We start from the raw sequence: 20,355 nt of genomic DNA, 5'->3' as shown, positions 1-20,355 counted from the left end.
GCTCTATGACCCCCTCAGCCCGTGATAGCATCCGCGCCTATGAAGTTTCCAGGAAGATTTACCAGTGGTGTTGTCCTGCTGATCAGCAGCTTTGCGGCGTTTGCCCAAAGCGAGCTGGTGGTCAGAGTCAAACCGGCAAACGATGCCCTCAAGGCCAACGTGGAAGGCTATATCGGCAGCCTCGGCGATCGTGACGAGGCGGCCTTGTCGCGTTTTAAGCGTGGCGCTGAAGACCAAGCCCTTAAAGCGTTGCAGGCCTTAGGCTATTACCAACCTAAAATTGAAGCAGATGTCACGGGCGGTGACAAACCGCGGCTGGTGCTTGAGATTGACCCCGGCGAGCCGGTGCATCTGCGCAATGTGAATGTCCGTGTTGAAGGCCCGGCGGCCTCACTTAAAGCCTTTCAAATCCCCGCCAGTGATGACCTTAAACCTGGTGTCGTGCTCAATCAGGGCAACTACGAAGCAGCCAAACGCATGATCCAAAATCGTGCGCTGCGCTATGGTTTTTTTAACGGCAAGTTTCTTAAACACGAACTCTTGGTCGACCCTAAAGGCGGGTTTGCCGATATCAACTTGATCTACGAAAGCGGCCCGCGTTACTCACTGGGCAAAGTCACTTTTGCCGGTGACGCCCCCTTTGATCAAACCCTGCTGGACCGCTTGGTGCCCTTCAAGCCCAATACCCCTTATGACTCTGAGTTGGTGGCCGAGCTCAACCAGAACCTGCAATCGAGCGGTTATTTTGAAACAGTACGCGTCGATGCGGCGCCGAGTACTGCCGTGGGGCAAGTGATCCCGGTCGATGTTGACCTCGACACGCGCAAGCCGCGCACCATGACCTTGGGTCTTGGTTATTCAACCGATACCGGCCCACGCGGTAAAGCCAGCTGGACTCGGCACTGGGACAATCCGCGGGGCGACAGCTACGGCTTTGAATCTGAAATTTCCCAGCCCAAGCAAAATATCGGCGCTTGGTATGACATCCCGCTCGATCCGCCGCTGACGGACAAACTGCGCTTTGCCGCGGGTTATCAGTACGAAGAAATTGCCAATACCGACACCCTGAGCAAACTGCTAACGGTCGGCCCGGAATGGCACAGCAAACTGGATAACGGTTGGACGCGAGTTGTTTCTCTGCGATGGCAGCACGAAGAATACCGCTTGGGTGATGACTCCGGCATCAGCACCTTGTTGATGCCCGGCGTCTCCTACGCGGTATTGCGCAGCGATAACCGAATTGATCCCAGCCATGGCTACAGCGTTAATCTGAGCGCCCAAGTGGCCAAGGAAGGGTTGATGTCAGACACCAACCTGTTGCACGGCGATGTTCAATTCAGGGCCTTGAAAACGGTGTGGGACAAGCACCGCTTTCTGGGCCGCATTGAGTTTGGCGGCAGTGCCACCAACGGTTATGACTCGGTCCCTCCGTCTTTGCGTTTCTTCGCCGGTGGCGATCAAAGTGTGCGCGGCTATGACTATCAAAGTTTGTCGCCTAAAAACTCAGACGGTGATCGCATTGGTGGGCGCTATCTGTTAGCCGGCAGTGTTGAGTATCAGTATCAATTTGCAGATAAATGGCGGTGGGCGGCGTTTGTCGACAAAGGCAACGCTTTTAAAACCCTCGACTTTCCTAGCTTGAAAACCGGGGTCGGTGTGGGTATCCGCTGGATCTCGCCAGTCGGCCCCATACGTCTCGACCTGGCCCATGCGCTGGATGACGATGGCGGTGTTCGTTTGCACTTCGCGATGGGGCCAGAACTGTGATTCGTGGTTTGAAAATTGTAGGTCTGGCGCTGTTAACGTTGCTGTTGCTAGTGATGATCAGCGCCGGGGTCATTTTGGGAACGCAAGCGGGCAGTCGTTGGGTGCTGACCCAAGTACCTGGTTTGCAGGTCGACAACTTTGCCGGGCGTCTTGGCGCGCAGTGGAGTGCGGATCAACTGGTCTGGGAGGCCGGTGCTAACCGCGTTGAAGTGAGTCGGCCGATTTTTGCCTGGTCGCCTTCATGCCTGACGCGCATGACCCTGTGCATTGACCAACTGCAGGCTGACAAAGTCAGTTTGCAGTTTGCCCCGAGCACCGAAGACAGCAGTGGGCCGATCAACTTGCCTGACCTGAAGTTGCCACTGGCAATAGAAGTGGGCGTGATCAAAGTCGGCAGCATTGTGTTTGACGGCGTTGAACAACTCAAAGGCGTGCAAATTGCCGCGAAATGGACTGCCCAAGGTCTTCAAATAGACTCGGCGCAGGTTGAGCGTGAAGACCTGAGTGTTGAACTGTCGGGTCTATTACAACCCGTTGGCGATTGGCCTTTGACTTTACAAGGCACGGTGAACCTGCCGGAACAAGATAAAAAGCCCTGGGCGCTGGCGCTAAAGGTTGACGGAAACCTGCGTACCTCGCTCAACCTGACGGCGGACAGCACGGGCTATCTGAATGCTCATTTAAACGGCGCAGTGCAACCGTTGGCCGAAAATCTGCCTGCGCAAGTGACGGTTACTTCGGCTCAGTTCGCCCCCAGCAGCGAGCTGCCCGACACCTTGCAATTCAATCAGTTGGTGTTGTCAGCCAAGGGTGACCTCACTGACGGCTTTGAGCTCAATGGCAGTGCGAGTTTGCCTGCCGAGCAAGCCCCCGTGAACCTCCTGCTTAAGGGGCGGGTTGACGCTAAAGGTGCGCAAATTACGGCGCTGGATTTGACCGCTAATGCACAGCAGCACCTGAAGCTGTCGGGCCAAGTGGATTGGCATTCAGGTTTGAGTGCCGAGGCCAAGATCGACTGGCTGCAATTCCCTTGGCACAACCTGTACCCCGTGATTGACAAGCCAGACGTCGACTTGCAAAAGCTCACGGGTGAAGTGTCATACAGTGACGGCAAGTACCTGGGCAACATCAAGGCGGATCTCACGGGGCCAGCTGGCGCTTTCAGCGTCAACACGCCGTTCAGTGGCGACCTCGAAAAAATCTTCATGCCGCAACTGGAACTGGTGGCGGGCCAAGGCAAAGCTCGAGGCCACGTTAATGTGCAGTTCGCTGATGGTATCGCTTGGGACACTGCACTGGATTTAAGCGCTATCAACCCGGCGTACTGGGTCGCTGAATTACCCGGTACGTTGGCGGGCCCGTTGCGCAGCACCGGCTCGTTTAAAAATGAACAGCTGAAATTGGACGCCAATCTCGACCTTAAAGGACGCCTTCGCGGCCAGCCAGCCATCCTTCAAGCTAAAGCGGTGGGTGAGGGCGAAGCGTGGACGGTTAGCGCTTTAGAGGTTCGTTTGGGCGACAACCGGATTAACGGCACTGCCGGTTTGCAGCAGCAAATCAAGGCCCAGCTGGATATCAACATGCCGCGTTTGGGCCAGTTGTGGCCAGAGCTGCGTGGTCAGTTAAAAGGCCGCGTCGATGTGGCGGGCACGCTTAAGGCGCCGCAAGGCAAGGTGACGTTGCAAGGCCAGCAATTGGCCTTTGCCGATAACCACCTGCAACGCCTCACTCTGGATGCGAGCCTAGACAAATCGCAACGTGGCCGCTTCGACCTTAAAGGTAGCGGGATTCAAGCGGGTGATACCCAACTCGGCGTGTTAACGGCCACTGGCAGTGGCGACATCAAGCGTCAACAGCTGCAATTGGCCTTGCAAGGGCCGATGCTGCAACTGGGCTTGGCGCTGGACGGCGCGCTGGATAAAGACAACTGGCGTGGACGCTTGCGTAGCGGTGATATCAAGTACGCTTCGCAAGCGTGGGTGCTGCAAAATCCGGCGCGACTTGAACGTCTGGCCAATGGTCGGATCAACCTTGGCGCGCAGTGCTGGAACTCTGGCCCAGCCAGCTTGTGTGCTGAAGAGCAGCGCCTGATGCCAGACCCCAAGCTACGCATGCATCTCAAGCAGTTCCCGCTCGACAGCCTCGCCGAGTGGTTCCCCAAAGACTTCCAGTGGCAGGGCAACCTCAATGCCGACTTGGTGCTCGATCTACCCGCCAGTGGGCCAAAAGGCCAAGTGGTGGTGGATGCCAGTGGCGGCACCCTGCGCATCAAAGACAAGGGGCAGTGGGTTGATTTCCCATATCAAGCGTTCAAGTTAACCAGCAACTTGAATCCTAATCGGGTCGACGCGCGGTTCGACTTTGATGGCGGCAAGCTGGGGCAAATAATGCTCTCTGCGCGGATTAACCCGCTGCCTAAAAATAAACCGATTACTGGAGATTTCCGCCTGACAGGCTTGGATATATCGGTGGTTCGACCGTTCGCTCCGATGGTAGAAAAACTCACTGGGCAGTTAAACGGTTCGGGGTCAATTTCGGGGGCGTTGGTTGCGCCGTACATCACCGGCGATGTCTCACTCACGCAAGGTGAAATTTCTGGGCCGGAATTACCGACCAGCTTCGAAAACCTCCAACTTAAAGCTCACATCATGGGTGAGTCGCTGCAACTGGACGGTGGTTGGACCAGTGGCAAACAAGGGCAGGGCACGATTTCGGGTGATGTGGCTTGGGGCAAGGAAATGGCGGTAAATGTTGTCTTAAAGGGCAATCAGTTGCCGGTGACGGTGGAACCCTATGCCAAGCTCGAAGTGGCCCCGGACTTAAAGATCTCGCTCAAACCGGACAACACACTGCTAGTTGCGGGCACGGTGAACATCCCTAAAGGTGAAATCATCGTGCGCGAGTTGCCGCCTTCCACGGTCAAGGTATCGGACGACACTGTGATCGTCGGGGATGGCGATGACGTAGACTCGGGGTCGCCGCCGATGGTGGTCGATATGGACATCAACGTAGTGGTCGGGCAAGAGTTGCTGACCTTCTCTGGGTTCGGCTTAAACGCTGACCTGGCGGGGCAGTTTCACATTGGCAACAATTTGGACACCCGCGGTGAATTACGTTTGATCAATGGTCGCTACCGTGCCTATGGCCAGAGATTAACCATTCGCCGTGCCCGTCTTTTGTTCGACGGGCCTCTTGATCAGCCTTACTTGGACATCGAGGCGGTGCGCCAAACCGATGATGTGATTGCCGGGATTCGCTTAACCGGCAGCGCAGAACAGCCCACCACGCAAATCTTCTCCGAGCCAGCCATGAGCCAGGAGCAGGCGTTGTCGTATCTGGTGCTGGGGCGTCCGCTGACCGGTTCAGGCGAAGACGACAATATGTTGGCGCAAGCAGCGCTGGGGTTGGGCTTGATGGGCAGTTCTGGAGTGACGACCAGTTTGGCCAATCACCTTGGACTTAAAGATTTTGAACTGGACACGCAGGGCAGTGGCGATAACACCGCCTTGGTGGCCAGCGGCAAAATCAATGATCGGCTAAGCGTGCGTTACGGCTACGGAGTCTTTGAGCCTGCCAGCACCATCGCCTTGCGCTACAAACTGAGTAAAAAAGTCTATGTCGAAGTGGCCAGCGGCTTGGCAAGCTCGTTGGATGTTTTCTACAAGCGAGACTTTTAACGGCTACAAAGCCCTGTAGTGGTTGACGGGGTACACAGGCTGCGGCTCGCATCGCAGCCTGTGTACCCCGTCAGCCACTGCACCCTTTGCGCCAATCGGCGTGCCCACTCAGCGATTAAGCTGCTTCATAGACTCTTCTGCGTAGCGCATGCCCGATACGGCGTTGGCCGGAAAGATGGCGGTCAAGCCCGCCGATTCCTCAGCACTGAGTTTGATTTCCAGCGCGGCGACGTTTTCTTCCAAGTACTTGCGCTGTTTGGTGCCCGGAATCGGGATCAAATAATCCCCTTGCGCCAGTACCCACGCCAATGCCAGTTGCCCAGCGGTTACACCTTTAGCGCTTGCGAGGGCTTGGACTTGTTCGACGAGCAACAGGTTTTTAGCGAAGTTTTCGCCTTGAAAGCGCGGATTGCTACGTCGGAAATCGTCTTGCGCAAAGTCATCAGGGCTTTTCAGCGCGCCCGTCAAAAAACCGCGCCCCAGCGGGCTGTAAGGCACGAAGGCTATACCCAGACGCTCGCAGGTGGCTAAGCAAGCGTTATCTTGCGGCTCGCGGCTCCACAGGGAGAACTCACTTTGCAGTGCGCTGATAGGGTGCACCTTATGCGCCCGCTCAAGCGTTGCAGCCGACGCTTCGCTAAGGCCCAAGTAGCGAACTTTGCCTGCCTGAACTAACTGCGCCATCGCGCCAACCGTTTCTTCAATCGGCACGTTGGGGTCCATGCGGTGTTGGTAGTACAGATCAAGGGTTTCGACCCCTAGGCGTTTTAAGCTGCCTTCAATCGACGCTCGAATATACTCGGGCCGACCGCTGATACCGCGTGCTGCCGGGTTGGCAGGATCGCGGAGGATGCCGAATTTGCTGGCCAAAAAAACCTGATCACGTTTGCCGCGGATGGCGTGGCCGATGAGTGCTTCGTTGGTGTGTGGACCGTACATGTCTGCGGTGTCGAGCAGGTTGATACCTAGCTCAAGGGCGCGATGCAGGGTGGCCACGGCTTCCCGGGTGTCGCCTCCGGTGGTGTAGAAATCAGTCATGCCCATGCAGCCTAAACCGATAGCGCTGACGAGCGGGCCGTTTTTACCGAGTGGGCGAGTGTGCATAGTGAGGTGCTCCTAAGTGAGGGATGCCTATTCTTAACCTCGACACGTTCTGGATAAACCGGGTAAAACTGCTATCACTGTTCGTATTTTCTAAACAATAGGCGCGAGAGATGGATCGACTTAACGCGATGTTGGTTTTCACCCGTATCGTCGAGTTGGGTGGCTTCGCCAAGGCCGCTGATAGCCTGAAAATGCCCCGAGCATCGGTGACGGTATTGATCAAGCAACTAGGGTCGCACCTTGGGGTACAGCTGTTGCACCGCACCACGCGTCAGGTCAGCCCGACTCTAGATGGAGCTGCGTACTACCAGCGATGTGTGCGGTTGCTCTGCGACCTTGAAGAGTCAGAAGGCTTGTTCAGGGGCGCCCAGCCCAAAGGCACGCTGCGAGTTGAAATGCCGTCCGGTGTTGGGCGTTTGGTGGTATTCCCGGCGCTGTCGGAATTTACCGACCGTTACCCGCAGATCGAATTGGAAATTGGCTTGAGTGATCGCCCTGTGGACCTGATTCGTGAAGGCATAGATTGTGTGATTCGCGGCGGTTTGACCTTGGACGACTCGTTGGTGGCGCGCCCGTTGGTGCAAATGGAGCAGATCACCTGTGCCAGCCCGGGGTATTTGGCCAAACATGGCGTCCCACGCTCGCTTGACGACTTGGACGGGCATCGAATGGTTGAGTATTTTTCCAGCGCTTCAGGTAAGCGCTATGGGCTTGAGTTTTTGGTCGGTGATCAAGTGCGCCTGATTAACTTGCCCAAGCAGGTGTCGGTTAACAGTGCGCAAGGGTATATAGCAGCCTGTGTCGCAGGTTATGGGTTGGTGCAATCACCGCGTTATCACCTAGCGCAGCAGCTACGAGACGGGCATTTGCAAGAGGTGCTGAGCGATTGCTCCGCGCCGCGTCTGGCGTTGACGGTGTTGTATCCACCGCACCGGCAGTTGTCGCCACGGCTGCGGGTGTTCGTCGACTGGCTGGTGGAACTCTGTCATCGGCCCTCTAGCGGCTTTTCAGGTGAGGTGAACGCAAGCCCGAGATGCTGAGTACCGGAGGCAGCCAAAAAGCTTCACCGGCTGTAAGATGAGGCCTCGTTTATTTCCATTCACCTACGACAGTTCATCTTATTTTTCAGGAACAGCTAATGACTCCCAAGCAACGATTGGTGTATTCGCTTTTGATCGCCCTAGTGGTACTGGGCATCATGTTTGGTCTTTCGTACCTGCAAAACACCGGCGTGATCACCGAGAAAACCTTCCAGTACCTTGCCATTGGCGTGGCGGTGGTTGTGGTGGTAATCAACGGTGTCATGCGCCGCAAGACCAAGTTTTAAGCGTCGATTTTACCTATCAGAACGGCTTCAGCCTGTGGGTGCAGGCTGTAGCTTTTATCACTGTTAAGCACCACCACGCCTTCACTGCACAAGCGTTTGAGCACTTCGCGAACGCTCAGAAACGAGAGCGGGATATCCAGCGCGAGCAAATGGCTGTGCATGCCGCGCACGCCCAGTCGACGCTCATTTCCAGCGGCAGTCAGCAACGCATCAATAACCTTGAGCCGTACCAAGCTGGTACGCAGCCCAAAGCACTTGAGCAACTGGCGGATCCGTTCATTACCTTGCAAGGGCGCAAGCGCTTCCAACAGATCCGGGTCGGGCTGAAAATCGCTATTACGATGCTGCGGGTTGCCATCCGTTGGCATTTGCGGGTTTTGCATGCAAAAACTCCTTTTCAGAGCCTGATCAGGAAAATAAAAAAGTGCTCTTACTTAACTAGACGAATGAGCGGCTTAAATCATGAACATCGACATGTAGAAATTTTGTCGAGCATTGTGCTCATTAGCGGTTCGGCCCTGCATGGCCGGGGGTTAAGGCGATTATTAATTTTTTTTTATCTGCTTCGTTTCAAGTAAGGCGCACTGCACAGTGGAGCAATCCGCTGGGGTGTTCGGAACGAGCGAGGCTGGCCCGGACCTTAGGCAACAACACGTTTATAGAGGCCGCGCAGTGACTGGCTAAGCACCGAACGTTGTGAGGGAAGAGCGCAGGATTAATCCCGTGATAAGGCGCTGATGACCGCCCGGCCTTGCTGATCGGTGTACACAGTCACCGGCAGTACTTTGGACAAGGAAGCCACCAAGCTAGGGATTTGCTGGGTGTTGAATACCCCGCCAATCCGTAACTGCCCCGTGGCCGTATCAGCCAGTGATAGCGGTGTACTGAGATAGCGGTTGATCAAAGGCAAGGCGTCAGCCAATGTCAAATTGTCCAGAATCAACTTGCCATTACGCCAAGCCAACTCGGGCGCATTGGCGCGGGTCTGACTGATGTGCGGCGCGTTGTCACCAGCCTTGTAGCGTGCTTGCAGGCCAGGTTCGAGGCGCAAGCCGTCGCCATTTAAGTTCGTATTGCTGGTGACCAGCACCGAACCCTCTATGAGTGTGACGCGTACCTGATCATCGTAGCGCCACACATTAAATTGGGTGCCCGTCACCCGGATACGCCCCTCAGCCGCTTGAACCACAAAAGGATGGGCGAGATCGTGGCTCACTTTAAAAAATGCCTCGCCTTTGCTCAGGGCGATTTGGCGCTGATCTTTGTAATTGAGGTAAGTCAGTTGTGTGCCCAGGTTCAGTTCGACTTGGCTACCATCGGGCAACGTCGCGTTGAGCACGCTATTTCCAGCCTCTAGGCGTTCATAAGCGTTAGGGATCCATCCGAGCTGCCAACCGCTGTACGCCGCCAAAGGGACGGCGACCACCGCAATGGCTGCAGCAATTGCTAGGCGTTGCCAAGGTGTGCGATGAGGTGGGCGAGGCAGAGCAATGACTTGCGGCGCGACCGGTTCGGATCGGGGCAGATGCTCGCTGGTATCCCAAATATCGAGCATCGCCTCGTATTCGAGTGCGTGCAGTGGATTAGCGTTTAACCACACAGAAAAAGCTTCGCGCTCGGTGTCAGAACAGTCGGGCTCGTGTAGGCGCATACACCACTGAGCAGCCGCTTCAGTGATGGCGTCATAGTCGGCTTCGGTGAGGGGTGTTTCGCTCATGTGTGCTCCTGGGTGCGGTGCATTCTAACCCTGTGCTTGCACTCACGAGAACATGACCTCTGTCAAAGGATGTCATTTATTTTTGTGCGACTCTTTTTCTCTGCTACGGTTACTTCGGCAACCTAGTACCAGACGCAACATCAATTAATGGAGTTAATCACATGTTGAAGAAAACTTTTGCTGCTGTTGTCACAACTGCTGTTTTGCTGGGCTCCAGCGTTGCGATGGCCGAACCAAATCTGGATCCAAACTGGGCGTTCTCCAAAGAGCTCGTTCAAGTCCTCAAAGACAAAAACGGTTACACCGTGATCAAGAAAATTGAAGCGGAAAACCCAGCCAATGGCATCTGGAAAGCCGAAGGTGTGAAAGGGGCGGAGCAGTACGAAATCATTTTTGACTCGACTGGCAAAGTGATTTCCGAGAAGAAAGACTGATTCTCGCTGATTTCAGTAAAAGCACTCATACAGTGTTTTCAGCCCGATCCAGCCTATGCGGATCGGGCTTTGTATTGGGCTAGCGTCTACCGTGTTCAACCAACGCTTGGCGCTACGCTCAAAGGCTGCAAGAACAAACCTAGGTTGAGCTAGGCAAGCAAGCAAGGGGCTTGTTGCGGCACACAGCCTCCGTTATGCGCAGGCTAATGCGCGTTTAACAATTGCAGCGCACGTTAACCGTTGGTGCAGCCATTGCCCATGACGCTGTACTCAAGCACGTGTCGCTTACCCTGATGGTCTTCGTAAGTCATTTTTGCCGGAACCACTGCGCACACGTCGTCAACAGGCGATAGGTTAATGACCTTGGCAATATCCAAGTCAGTGGCGTAAGTGTAGTGCTCAACGGCAGGTTGAGAGTGGGTAACATTAGACCCGTCAGCCATCGCTAAGGTAGACAAACCCATCAATGCAAGAGCAATCAAACGTTTCATTTTTAATAAGACCTTAAAACAATCACGACTAACTGACTTCATGTGCCGGTTGGCGGTAGAAGTTGCCAGACAGCAGAGAGTGTGTCTGACACGAAGTACCGTGCCCTGTTTCAATCGTGTGGCGAGGGGTAGTGCTATAGGGCCTGCTGTTAGCGTTGAAGACTCACGCTAGAAGAGCTGTTATTGCGTTTTTGAACAATCGCTGAAGAGTTAACTTTCGCTGCAGCCATCGCCCATTACTTTGTATTCGAGGACGTGGCGCTGACCTTGGTGGTCTTCATAGGTCATGGTGGCCGGAACCACTTGGCATACATGCGGGATCTCAGACATGCTGATGACGTGGGCAATATCCAATGTGTCCCCATAAGCGTAATGCTCAACGGCAGGCGATGTTTCATTGGCGAAGGCGACGGTTGTCATACTTGCCAAACATAGAGCAATTAGAGTTTTCATAGTCCTGTTTATACCTTTAGATAATAACGGTTCATACGATCTAATTTGATCGTGCCGCTAAGCGTGTTTGAAGAGAGTTGCTGTGGCTGATGTTTATCAGTTGCTGTGAATAAGGTTACGCCGATGCGTCTATTTAAAAAGACCCAATATCAACATGCTCTTTTACTGATTGAGTAAGAATGCGATGACCTGTTGCAGGTTAAAGTGCCGAAAACCGTGGGCTTACTGGCATACTGCCGCGTCTGAACTCAGGAGCCTGTGCTACCCATGAATGTCGAGTCCCCCCTCTCTGCCTGGCAACGGGCGGTTGAACAACAAGGTTTTGTCCATGATCCGGCTCAATGGCGAGCCGTGCAGGCGTTGCAGCAGTGCCATGAGGCAGTGCATTGCGGGGCCGGTTCAGTCAAAGGCGTGTACCTGTGGGGGCCGGTTGGGCGAGGCAAAACTTGGTTAATGGATGAGTTCTATCAAAGCTTGCGAGTACCGGCTCGGCGTCAGCATTTCCATCACTTTATGCAGTGGGTGCATCAGCGGCTGTTCCAACTGACGGGCAACGCTGATCCGTTGAAAGTGATTGCTCAAGGGTTGGGCAAAGAACTGAAGGTGCTGTGTTTCGATGAACTGTTCGTCAATGATATTGGCGACGCGATTATTCTCGGCCGGTTGTTTCAAGTGATGTTCGATGAGGGGGTGGTGCTGGTCTGTACCTCAAACATGCCACCGGAGCAGCTTTACAGTAACGGTCATAACAAAGAGCGTTTTGCCCCCGCGATCACTGCCATCCTCAGCCATATGGATATTGTCTCGGTGGACGGTGCACAAGACCATCGCTTGCACCCAGGTATCGCACAACAACGCTATTGGGTGAAAGAGCCGAATCAACCCAGTGCGATTGGGCAGGTGTTCAAGGAGCTCACACAAGGGCAGGCACTTTCAGACGCTTCTATTGCTCTAGGTCACCGTTCATTGAACGTGGTGCAAGCCGGTGCGACGGTGGTGTGGTGCAATTTCCATGAGTTATGTGAACAACCGCTGGCCGCCAGTGAGTTTATGGACCTTTGCGATCGCTACGCTGTGATCTTGCTTAGTGATGTGCCTTGCCTGAGTGCAGAGCAGCGCGAGGGCAAAATTGCTCGAGGCACGGAAGACGGTCCGGTTAAGGTTGAGGCGGGTGATCGCCAATTGCCACAATTGTCTATTTATGACGACAGCGTGCGGCGTTTTATTGCGTTGGTAGACGAATGCTACGACCGCAAAGTGCCGCTGTGTATTGAAGCTGAGGTACCGATGGAGCAGTTGTACACCCAAGGCTACTTGGAGTTTGCGTTCCGCAGAACGCTTAGCCGGTTGCAAGAAATGCAATTACAGCGCTTTGGGATGTGAACATGTCGAGTGTGTAGCCACTGCCAGCGGCAGTGGCAGCGGCTACAGGGTGTGCTTACTTATCCCACTCAGGCGCTACGCTCTGAGGGCTGGTCAAACGGTGCCCACGATCCAGTTCGGCGATCTGTGCCATGTCATGATCGGTCAGCGTGAGGGTTTGCGCCTTGAGATTGCTCTCTAGATTGGCGCGTTTGGTTGACGATGGAATCACGGAGTAACCCAGTTGCATCGCCCATGCCAAGGTCACTTGTGCGGGGGTAGCGTTATGGCGTTTAGCTATTTCGACAATCACGGGGTCTTTTAAGACTTCGCCATAGGCCAGCGTCATGTACGACGTGATATGGATACCGTGGCGCTGCGCGAACTCCACCACTTTGTGGTTTTGCAAGTACGGGTGCACTTCGATCTGATTAGTCGCGATATTCTCAGCACCCACGGCGGCAATTGCTTCTTTCATCAGCTCGATGGTGAAGTTAGAAACGCCAAACTCCTTGGTTAGACCTTGTTGCTTGGCTTCAAGCAACGCGCCTAAAAACTCGGCGACGGGTACTTCATGGTCAGGCGACGGCCAGTGAATCAGCGTCAGGTCCAAGTGGTCTGTACGCAGTTTTTTCAGGCTTTCTTGCAAACTGGGAATCAGCTTGTCTTTAGCGAAGTTGCTGACCCAAATTTTGCTAGTGATAAACAGTTCATCACGTGCAACGCCGCTTTCAGCAATCGCTAAGCCAACCTCAGCCTCGTTCTCATAAATTTGCGCCGTGTCGACGGCCCGATAGCCCAGCTCAAGGGCGTTCTTGACCGAATCAATAACGACTTGGCCCTTGAGGCGGTAGGTGCCGAGGCCGAATGCAGGGACTGTCATGGATAACTCCTTGGTGGTCGTAAGAATAAGATTGAGTATCTATCGCTTGAGCAATGGGAAAAACCATTGTCTAAGCAAAGCAATCTTGACCACACGTCATGAGTGTTTGATCCCTGAACCTATGCGTAGCGTTTTAAAACGTCGTAACACGCGCACAACGCGGGCTTTGTGCCTACGGTGCGCGTGTTGGTGTAATAAGCCGCGGGTGTTTAAGCTTGCATTGCGCAATCAAGGTTGAATACCGAGATAGCGAGGTCATTGCACGGACGTTTGCCAATCAAATAAAAGCCGTCCAGGTAACGAGTAAGGCACGGCGGGGAGAGGTAGGTGCCGGCAGTGTCGTAGTAGTCTGGGGGCGACGTGAGGGGGGGTATCAGCTCAGTGGTGTAACGGTTGTTGGGATGTTTAAGAGAGGCAATAACCATAAGGTGATTCCATGCGTGAAGCGCTGGCGATTCATATACCTCAGTGTGTTGAGAAGTGAATACGGGGTGCCACTGGTTATCTATAAAGCAAAAGATATATGAGTGCCCATCTAAGCCTCTTACTGCGACGTGAACTTTATTGTCATAAATACACAGTGAAGGGCTATCGGAAAAGCTAATGTGAGGGGCAGGCACGTTTGGATGCCAACCGTAGGTGTCGAGAACGGTGTGATAGAACTCGCCACCGACGGTTCCTTGCAGCGCAACATACAGCTTATCGGCGTGTGCGACTACCGAAGGTGCATCGGCGGTTAACACGTTGGGCACTGTGTCAATGGGTGACCAGCCATTGTCCATTAGAACGCTAAAGCGCAGGGTTTTATCAGTGGCGGTATAAAAACAAAACAAGCGATTTTGATAAACAGTGACTGCGGGTCGAAAATGCCCAGCATCTTGAGCGGGAAGTTCATTGGTGCTTTTGACAATCAGCTTGTTGTCTGAGTTTTTAACCACAACGGTATAACCCAGCTTAAATAAATCGGGTCCTTTTTCTTTGGTGTAGAAAATATATAACTGGCCTTCAAACTCAACGGCACAGGTATCACTGGTCTTGCCTGTGCCTTCAATGGGCATCACAAGTTCCCAAGGCTGGCATGCAATAGTCTCGGTGAGAACAGTGTTGCTGTCGAATGAATTGCTCATATGAAGCTCCCTTCAGCACGAACGTAAGCCGGTGCTTTTGATAAATATTTTAGATAGACCAATGTCCGTAAATAGTGCGTTGTGCCGTCAGTTGTTTTTGCTGTCCTTGTGCACACGCTTGACTGTTACGACTGCGTGGAATGTAAGGCTGATCACTCGCACGACTTACTGTTGTTTAATCGGATTGAACAGTGAAATACCTAGGTCGTCACAAGTGCGTCGCCCGATTAAATAGAGTTCATGCAAGTAAGTAGTGAGGCAGGGAGGCGAGCGATAGGAACCGGCTGTCGAGTAAATATCATGCGTGTGCGTTTCTCGATGCATGAGTTCCGTTGAGTAGCGGTTACCATCATTCATGTGCGTGGCGCTGATTATAAATTTCGCCCACGCGTGAAGTGATGGAGCATCATAGGGATTGCTTTGTTCTGACCTGAATATAACCTGCCATTGGTTGTTTTCAAATATTAAAAGGTACAAGTGCTCATCCAGCCCATGTATCGCTACGTGGGGTGTGTCGGCGTAAATACACAGTGCGGGGCTGCCGTTGAATTTTATAGTGTGTTGAGGGATGTTGGGGCCCCAACTGAAGTTTTCGAATACTTTGTGATAAAGCACCCCATTGGATGTTCCTCGCAGTGCTAAGTATAATTGCTCGCCACGGGTCGCGACCGACGGCGCATCAGCAGAAAGTGTCTGCGGCACGATATCAACGGGTGACCACTCAGTTCCTGTGAATACGCGGTAACGTACGGTTTGGTCTGTGGCGGTATAAAAACAAAACAAGTGATCGTTATACACCGTGACGGAAGGTCGGAATTGCGCTACCTCTTTAGTAGGCAGTTCATTCAGGCTTTCCAGAAATAAGGTGTGTTGTGCGTTTCTGGAAAGTACGGCGTAGCTGATCGTAAAGGGATCATTTACGCCAGCCTTTATATAGAAAACATACAGCTTGCCCTTGAATTCAATTGCCGAAACACCACTGCTGATATGTGTACCTTCGATGGGGATAATAAGTTCCCAAGGATGGCGTGGGTCAATAAGGTTGCTGGATTCGCTACTCATGGAGTACTCCCTTGTGCTCATGGTGTGCAGATTTTTTAAATAAGCTTATTTTCAAAGGGATTCCCTTGATTTTAGCCTGTTGCAACAACTGCATTGATTGTTTGGTTGCGGGGGTGGAGCTTAAGATCGGTAATTTTAAAAAGCGTCGAGCGTGACTTAGATATTAAAACAGGGGCAAGGCTGCCGTGAGTCGCTTTGATTGATCGGTTCCAACTCTTGTTTTGTCAACGCGGTATTGGAACGATAAGTCGAGGGGGATTTACTAAGGGAGTACATATGTATGACGTGCTAAATAAGAGGGGGTTAACCTTTGGAACCATCACATCACCTGCCACCCCCCACCTAAAGCTTTGTATAAGGCAATACTTGCTTGCAGTCGGGCCATGCGTAGCTGGACGTGCTGGTCTTGTGCTTGGTATAGCGTGCGCTGGGTTTCAAGCACGGTTAGCAAGACTTCGGCCCCTGCCTGATAGCGGCTTTGGGCGATATTAAAGGCGTGCTGTGCCTGCTTGAGCTCTTCGTCTTGCCATTGCCGTTGCTGGTCTAGGCCGCTGGCGCTGTTGAGGGCTTTTTCAACGTCACCGAAGGCATTGATGATGCTCGCGCGATAGGTGTTCAACAGCTCTTGTTGACGCGCCGTGGCTTTATCGCGCTCAGCGCTGAGGCGTCCGTTGTTGAAGATCGGCGCTGCAAGACCGGCCGCCAGGCTGTAGAAGGGGCTGCGCAACACATCGCTGAAGCGATCTGCGCCTGAGCCGACTGTCGCACTCAAGGTCAGGCTGGGAAGCATGGCCGCTCGTGCCACCGTGATGTTAGCCGAGGCCGCAGCCAGTTTAGCCTCGGCGCTCGCTATATCCGGGCGTCGACTCAGGAGTTCGCTGGGCAGCCCGCTGCCGATGTCTGGCCACTGCAGTTGCGCGAACGCTGCGTCGCCCAGCGCTAGCTGTTGTACGGGCTCACCCAGCAGGACAGCAAGGGTGATGCGAGCTTCTTGCGCCTGTTGTGCCATCAATGGCAGTTGCCGATGTTGAGCTGCGACCACGCTTTTTTGCTGAGCCAGTTCCAGCGCTGTAGCGGAGCCTGCGTCATAGCGGGTTTGCACGACATGCAGCACACCCTGTGCATTCGCCAGATTGAGCCGGGCAATGCGCAGTTGTTCGTCAAAGGCCAAGGCTTGCACGTAGAAGGTGGCAACGCTGCTGAGCAAGGTCAACTCGACAGTGGCCTGATCAAACTCACTGGCATTGAGCATTTGCAATGCGCCATCACGAGCTGCGGTTTTTGCGCCCCAAAAATCCACTTCATAACTGGCTGTTAGGTTGGCGTCGAAAGAGTCAGACGCTGTGTTGTCATCAGACGCGTCCAGTTGGCTATAACCTTTGCCCCGCAGCAGTTTTTCTCGCTTGGCGCTGCTCCCGAACGTCACTTCGGGTAGTAGTGGCGCGCCTGCGATAACCGCTATGGCGCGGGCTTGCTGGACGCGTGCAACCGCTGCCGCCAAATCGTAACTGCCGATCCGTGCCTGATTAATCAGACGGTCCAGTTGTGGGCTGGCAAACTGGCTCCACCATTGCTGATTGTTCAGTTGGCTGTTTTGAGTGTGAGGTGATTGCCATGCCGCAGGCGCGAGGACCGGGTTTTCGTCACTGGGTGGAGTTTGGCTGCACGCAGTCAATAGCAAGCACGTGGTCAACAGACTTAAGGAAGGCTTCATCAATTGTTTATTCACTGGTAAGAGCCGTCACCGGATCAAGCCGGGCAGCTTTGCGGGCGGGCATAAAGCCGAAAATAACGCCGGTCACCAGCGCGCAACCCAATGCACCGAAGACCGCAACCATTGAGAACGCCACGGCCACATCGCATAGCAGCAATAGGCCACCGACGACAAACGCCAGAGCGATGCCTGTGACGCCACCCACCACTGAAAGCATCAGCGCCTCGGTCAAGAACTGACGCAAGATGTCACGCTGACGGGCGCCTGTGGCCATGCGAATGCCAATTTCGCGGGTGCGTTCGCGCACGGTCATCAGCATGATGTTCATCACTCCGATACCGCCCACTAAGAGCGAAATGGCGGCAATTGAGCCGAGCATCAACGACAACGTATTACGGGTTTTGGCCTCGGCCTGGATCAAGGCAGCGTTGTTGGTAACCTCGAAGTCACGCTGACCGTTGTGCAGTTTGAGCATCAGTTGATCAATGGCCTTTTCGGTTTGTTTGACCTTGCTCGCATCAGCAGCAGCAATCACCACATATTCCGGGTCGTGGGTGCCGAACAGTCGCACGCTGGCTGCGGAGTAGGGCACTACGATGCGTGTGTCGCTGTCCGAATCGCCTGCACTGGCGCCTTTTTCAGCCAAAATGCCCACCACTTTAAAAGGCACGTTCTCCAGCAAGATGTATTGGCCAATGGGGTTGGGTACGCCCTTCAAGACTTTGTCGCGGACTTTCTTGCCGATCACCGCTACGGCGGCGGCAGCGTCTTCGTCGGCTTGGGTGAAAAAGCTGCCCTGTACCACCGGCCAGTTGAAAATAGCCGAGAAGTCGATGCTGTTACCGCCGGTGTACATCGTGTGGTCGACGTTGCCATAACGCACCCCGATCAAGTCGCCATTGATCGGCATGATCATTTTTACCTGCGGCAGGGTCGCGAGCGCGGCCACGTCACTCAGGCTGACGACCCCTAGAGGTGCCCGAGGGCGGGGGGACATACCGTTGAGGTAGATGATGTTGGAACCGAACGCGCCCATCTCAGCCATGACCTGGCGTTTGCTGCCTTCGCCGACGGCCAGCATTACAACGACAGAGGCCACCCCAATGACGATCCCCAGTAAGGTTAGGGCGGTTCGAAAGCGGTTAACCCACATCACCCGCCAAGCGGCCTGCAGGGCATCGACCAGCTCGCCTTTCCAAGCGCCACGGGCCTCGCTGCCTGCGTTGAGGCGCTGACGCAGGTCTATGGCTTGCAGTGTCTTAGGGGCGTCAGTGGGTGAGGGCGCTTGGCCATTAGCGCGATCGCTGATAATTACGCCGTCGCGCACTTCAATGATCCGGTTAGCCCGCGCCGCGACTTCGCGGTCGTGAGTAATCAGAATAATCACATGGCCTTGGCTGGCCAGTTCATCGAGCAGCGCCATAACCTGCGCACCGCTGTGGGTATCAAGCGCACCGGTAGGTTCATCCGCGAGGATGATATGCCCGCCATTCATTAAGGCGCGGGCAATCGACACCCGTTGTTGCTGACCGCCCGACAGTTGGTGCGGGCGATTGGTGCTGCGAGTGCCCAGGCCCAGGCGTTCGAGGAGGGCTGCGGCGCGGGCGTGGCGCTCCGCGGCCGGTGTGCCCGCGTAAATAGCGGGCATTTCGACGTTTTCTTGGGCCGATGCCGAGGGAATCAAATGGTAGCCCTGAAACACAAAGCCAAACGCTTCACGGCGTAGCCAGGCCAGCTCATCGGTGTTGAAGTGAGCCACATCCTCGCCTGCAAAGACATAGCGCCCCGAAGTCGGCCGATCAAGACACCCCAGGATGTTCATTAAAGTGGACTTGCCCGAGCCTGAGGCTCCGACGATGGCGACGAATTCACCGGCGTGGATCGACAGACTGATGCCTTTAAGGACGTGAACTTCGGGCGCATCAATGCCGCCATAGACTTTGCGAATATCTTGCAGGTCGATCAAGGGAGTAGGCATTTAGTCCCCGCTGCCGGTAGCGGGGCCGATCAGCAGATGATCCCCCTCGTTCAACCCGTCTAGCACCTGCACCTGTAAACGGTCACTGATGCCGGTACGAATAGAACGCTGCTCGAGCTTGCCGTTTTTAGTGACCACGTTTGCGGTTTGCCGATGGCTGTCGGTGCTGCCCTGAAGCGCAACAATCGGCGCCAGCAGCACGTTTTTGGCTTGATCAGCCACGAAAAAAACCTGGGTTGTCATTTCTGGCATTAAGGCCTGATCGGTGTTGTCGACATCCAGTAGCACGGTGTATAGCACCACCCGCGCACTTCCGCTTTTGCCAGTGCTGGCCGGGCCGCCGCCGCCCAAACTCGCTTCATTCAGGGGCGTGGGCGGGACTGGCAAAATTTGCCGCACGCTGCTGTTCCAACGCCGATTACCGCTGCTCAAGGTGGTGAAGTACGCCTGCATACCGGCTTTGACATGGCCGATATCGGCTTCTGACACCTCGGCCCAGACCGTCATAGGCGACAATTTGGCAATCCGCAGAATGAGCGGTGTTTGCTGTTGCGCATTGAGGGTCTGACCTTCACGTGCATCCAGCGCCACGATAGTGCCCGACATAGGCGCATAAATGCGGGTGTACCCCAGCTCGGCCTCATCGCTGCGCAAACTGGCTTGGGCTTGGTGGATTTGCGCTTGGAACATGTCGACCCGAGCCCGAGTGGTCCGTACTTCTGCCAACGCAGACTGAACGTCTTCAGTGCGGGTCGCTCCACCTTTGGCTAAGTCTTGTTGGCGCTGGTATTTCTGTTTGGCCAAGTCATGCAGGGCGCGTTGCTCTTGCCATTGAGCCTTGAGATTTTCAATGGCATAGCGGCCAGCATCGAGCTTGGCCTTTTGCGTCGAAGGATCAATCTCGACCAGCAATTGACCTTCTTTAACCTCGTCACCGACCTCGACGTGAATCGTATTGATTTGCCCGGATGCTTGCGCGCCAACGTCGACGTACTGTCGGGGCTGCAGCGTGCCTAGTGCAGTCACACTGCTTTCAATGTCACCGCGGATCACGGGTAGGGTGTCAAAAGCATCCCGGCTAGCTGTCAGAGCAGGCCAGGCAAACCACGCGATGATAAACACTAAGCACACAGTCACAAGCAGCGCATGGCGGGTCTGTCGGGGGCGTTTCATTCGGGGTTCCGGCCAATGAGGATCGGCCCGTCTTCATTGCACTGGGCTAAAACGCCTTGAGTGAATGCTGTCGAACAATCGACAGA

Annotated in this window: 17 protein-coding genes; 6 read left to right on the top strand and 11 right to left on the bottom strand. The window is 54.5% G+C overall.

The features are described 5' to 3' along the window. The first annotated feature begins 39 nt into the window (after positions 1-39). Positions 40-1,767: an autotransporter assembly complex protein TamA gene (locus tag AQS70_RS08835; RefSeq protein WP_055102435.1), complete on the top strand. Its 1,728-nt coding sequence runs from the start codon at positions 40-42 to the stop codon at positions 1,765-1,767. After that, positions 1,764-5,444 (top strand): translocation/assembly module TamB domain-containing protein, encoded by a 3,681-nt coding sequence (locus AQS70_RS08830; RefSeq protein WP_055102434.1) that lies wholly within the window; start codon positions 1,764-1,766, stop codon positions 5,442-5,444. The genes AQS70_RS08835 and AQS70_RS08830 overlap by 4 nt, the downstream gene beginning before the upstream one ends. A gap of 108 nt (positions 5,445-5,552) precedes the next feature. Here AQS70_RS08830 and AQS70_RS08825 read toward each other — a convergent pair whose 3' ends face one another. Further along, entirely contained in the window at positions 5,553-6,548 is a 996-nt protein-coding gene (locus tag AQS70_RS08825; protein WP_055102433.1) for an aldo/keto reductase, read from the bottom strand. A 110-nt stretch (positions 6,549-6,658) separates the two neighbouring features. Between AQS70_RS08825 and AQS70_RS08820 the strand changes: the two genes are divergently transcribed. Both AQS70_RS08820 and AQS70_RS08815 read left to right on the top strand, forming a co-directional pair. Next, complete coding sequence (locus tag AQS70_RS08820) at positions 6,659-7,588, top strand: LysR family transcriptional regulator (protein WP_055102432.1); 930 nt, start codon at positions 6,659-6,661, stop codon at positions 7,586-7,588. 98 nt (positions 7,589-7,686) lie between these two features. Beyond that, on the top strand, positions 7,687-7,875 hold the full coding sequence (locus AQS70_RS08815; protein WP_055102431.1) for a hypothetical protein: 189 nt from the start codon (positions 7,687-7,689) through the stop codon (positions 7,873-7,875). On the opposite strand, the gene AQS70_RS08810 is transcribed toward AQS70_RS08815, so the two are convergent. Next, a complete protein-coding gene (locus AQS70_RS08810) occupies positions 7,872-8,258 on the bottom strand; it encodes a hypothetical protein (protein ID WP_055102430.1) in 387 nt (128 codons plus the stop codon). The two genes, AQS70_RS08815 and AQS70_RS08810, sit on opposite strands and share 4 nt — an antisense overlap. A gap of 332 nt (positions 8,259-8,590) precedes the next feature. Continuing rightward, positions 8,591-9,592 (bottom strand): FecR family protein, encoded by a 1,002-nt coding sequence (locus tag AQS70_RS08805; RefSeq protein ID WP_055102429.1) that lies wholly within the window; start codon positions 9,590-9,592, stop codon positions 8,591-8,593. 161 nt (positions 9,593-9,753) lie between these two features. On the opposite strand from AQS70_RS08805, the gene AQS70_RS08800 reads away from it, so the two are divergent. Continuing rightward, positions 9,754-10,026 (top strand): PepSY domain-containing protein, encoded by a 273-nt coding sequence (locus tag AQS70_RS08800; RefSeq protein ID WP_055102428.1) that lies wholly within the window; start codon positions 9,754-9,756, stop codon positions 10,024-10,026. A gap of 233 nt (positions 10,027-10,259) precedes the next feature. Here the strand turns inward: AQS70_RS08800 and AQS70_RS08795 are convergent, their stop codons facing one another. Together AQS70_RS08795 and AQS70_RS08790 are read right to left on the bottom strand one after the other, a co-directional pair. Then, complete coding sequence (locus tag AQS70_RS08795) at positions 10,260-10,517, bottom strand: DUF2790 domain-containing protein (protein ID WP_055102427.1); 258 nt, start codon at positions 10,515-10,517, stop codon at positions 10,260-10,262. Positions 10,518-10,727: 210 nt separating this feature from the next. Beyond that, complete coding sequence (locus tag AQS70_RS08790; RefSeq protein WP_055102426.1) at positions 10,728-10,970, bottom strand: DUF2790 domain-containing protein; 243 nt, start codon at positions 10,968-10,970, stop codon at positions 10,728-10,730. A 267-nt stretch (positions 10,971-11,237) separates the two neighbouring features. On the opposite strand from AQS70_RS08790, the gene zapE reads away from it, so the two are divergent. After that, the gene (gene zapE, locus AQS70_RS08785; protein ID WP_055102425.1) at positions 11,238-12,353 is read left to right on the top strand and encodes a cell division protein ZapE; all 1,116 of its coding nucleotides are present in this window, start codon (positions 11,238-11,240) and stop codon (positions 12,351-12,353) included. 55 nt (positions 12,354-12,408) lie between these two features. Here zapE and dkgB read toward each other — a convergent pair whose 3' ends face one another. The 6 genes from dkgB to AQS70_RS08755 all read right to left on the bottom strand — a co-directional run bounded on the left by dkgB (position 12,409) and on the right by AQS70_RS08755 (position 20,269). After that, entirely contained in the window at positions 12,409-13,215 is an 807-nt protein-coding gene (dkgB, locus tag AQS70_RS08780) for a 2,5-didehydrogluconate reductase DkgB (RefSeq protein ID WP_055102424.1), read from the bottom strand. Between the two features lie 209 nt (positions 13,216-13,424). Then, positions 13,425-14,342, bottom strand: a complete 918-nt coding sequence (locus AQS70_RS08775; protein ID WP_055102423.1) for a hypothetical protein — start codon at positions 14,340-14,342, stop codon at positions 13,425-13,427. A gap of 165 nt (positions 14,343-14,507) precedes the next feature. Further along, positions 14,508-15,404 carry a hypothetical protein gene (locus tag AQS70_RS08770; protein WP_055102422.1) on the bottom strand — a complete coding sequence of 299 codons (897 nt, stop codon included), beginning with the start codon at positions 15,402-15,404 and terminating at the stop codon, positions 14,508-14,510. Positions 15,405-15,723: 319 nt separating this feature from the next. Beyond that, positions 15,724-17,118, bottom strand: coding sequence for an efflux transporter outer membrane subunit (locus AQS70_RS08765; RefSeq protein ID WP_055102421.1), 1,395 nt, complete (start codon positions 17,116-17,118; stop codon positions 15,724-15,726). 7 nt (positions 17,119-17,125) lie between these two features. After that, positions 17,126-19,096 carry a MacB family efflux pump subunit gene (locus AQS70_RS08760; protein WP_055102420.1) on the bottom strand — a complete coding sequence of 657 codons (1,971 nt, stop codon included), beginning with the start codon at positions 19,094-19,096 and terminating at the stop codon, positions 17,126-17,128. Beyond that, the gene (locus AQS70_RS08755) at positions 19,097-20,269 is read right to left on the bottom strand and encodes an efflux RND transporter periplasmic adaptor subunit (RefSeq protein ID WP_055102419.1); all 1,173 of its coding nucleotides are present in this window, start codon (positions 20,267-20,269) and stop codon (positions 19,097-19,099) included. Positions 20,270-20,355: the final 86 nt, after the last annotated feature.

Origin of the sequence: Pseudomonas endophytica (assembly GCF_001411475.1) — a bacterium.
Taxonomy (GTDB): Bacteria; Pseudomonadota; Gammaproteobacteria; order Pseudomonadales; family Pseudomonadaceae; genus Aquipseudomonas; species Aquipseudomonas endophytica.
The sequence above is the reverse complement of the archived record's forward strand: the minus strand, read 5'-3'. Positions and strand labels throughout refer to the sequence as shown.

Excerpts from the sequence above, each read along its gene's own strand:
- AQS70_RS08835 (WP_055102435.1), top strand. The coding sequence starts at position 40 with ATGAAGTTTCCAGGAAGATTTACCAGTGGTGTTGTCCTGCTGATCAGC.
- AQS70_RS08825 (WP_055102433.1), bottom strand. The coding sequence starts at position 6,548 with ATGCACACTCGCCCACTCGGTAAAAACGGCCCGCTCGTCAGCGCTATC.
- AQS70_RS08820 (WP_055102432.1), top strand. The coding sequence starts at position 6,659 with ATGGATCGACTTAACGCGATGTTGGTTTTCACCCGTATCGTCGAGTTG.
- AQS70_RS08815 (WP_055102431.1), top strand. The coding sequence starts at position 7,687 with ATGACTCCCAAGCAACGATTGGTGTATTCGCTTTTGATCGCCCTAGTG.
- AQS70_RS08810 (WP_055102430.1), bottom strand. The coding sequence starts at position 8,258 with ATGCAAAACCCGCAAATGCCAACGGATGGCAACCCGCAGCATCGTAAT.
- AQS70_RS08805 (WP_055102429.1), bottom strand. The coding sequence starts at position 9,592 with ATGAGCGAAACACCCCTCACCGAAGCCGACTATGACGCCATCACTGAA.
- AQS70_RS08800 (WP_055102428.1), top strand. The coding sequence starts at position 9,754 with ATGTTGAAGAAAACTTTTGCTGCTGTTGTCACAACTGCTGTTTTGCTG.
- AQS70_RS08795 (WP_055102427.1), bottom strand. The coding sequence starts at position 10,517 with ATGAAACGTTTGATTGCTCTTGCATTGATGGGTTTGTCTACCTTAGCG.
- AQS70_RS08790 (WP_055102426.1), bottom strand. The coding sequence starts at position 10,970 with ATGAAAACTCTAATTGCTCTATGTTTGGCAAGTATGACAACCGTCGCC.
- zapE (WP_055102425.1), top strand. The coding sequence starts at position 11,238 with ATGAATGTCGAGTCCCCCCTCTCTGCCTGGCAACGGGCGGTTGAACAA.
- dkgB (WP_055102424.1), bottom strand. The coding sequence starts at position 13,215 with ATGACAGTCCCTGCATTCGGCCTCGGCACCTACCGCCTCAAGGGCCAA.
- AQS70_RS08775 (WP_055102423.1), bottom strand. The coding sequence starts at position 14,342 with ATGAGCAATTCATTCGACAGCAACACTGTTCTCACCGAGACTATTGCA.
- AQS70_RS08770 (WP_055102422.1), bottom strand. The coding sequence starts at position 15,404 with ATGAGTAGCGAATCCAGCAACCTTATTGACCCACGCCATCCTTGGGAA.
- AQS70_RS08765 (WP_055102421.1), bottom strand. The coding sequence starts at position 17,118 with ATGAAGCCTTCCTTAAGTCTGTTGACCACGTGCTTGCTATTGACTGCG.
- AQS70_RS08760 (WP_055102420.1), bottom strand. The coding sequence starts at position 19,096 with ATGCCTACTCCCTTGATCGACCTGCAAGATATTCGCAAAGTCTATGGC.
- AQS70_RS08755 (WP_055102419.1), bottom strand. The coding sequence starts at position 20,269 with ATGAAACGCCCCCGACAGACCCGCCATGCGCTGCTTGTGACTGTGTGC.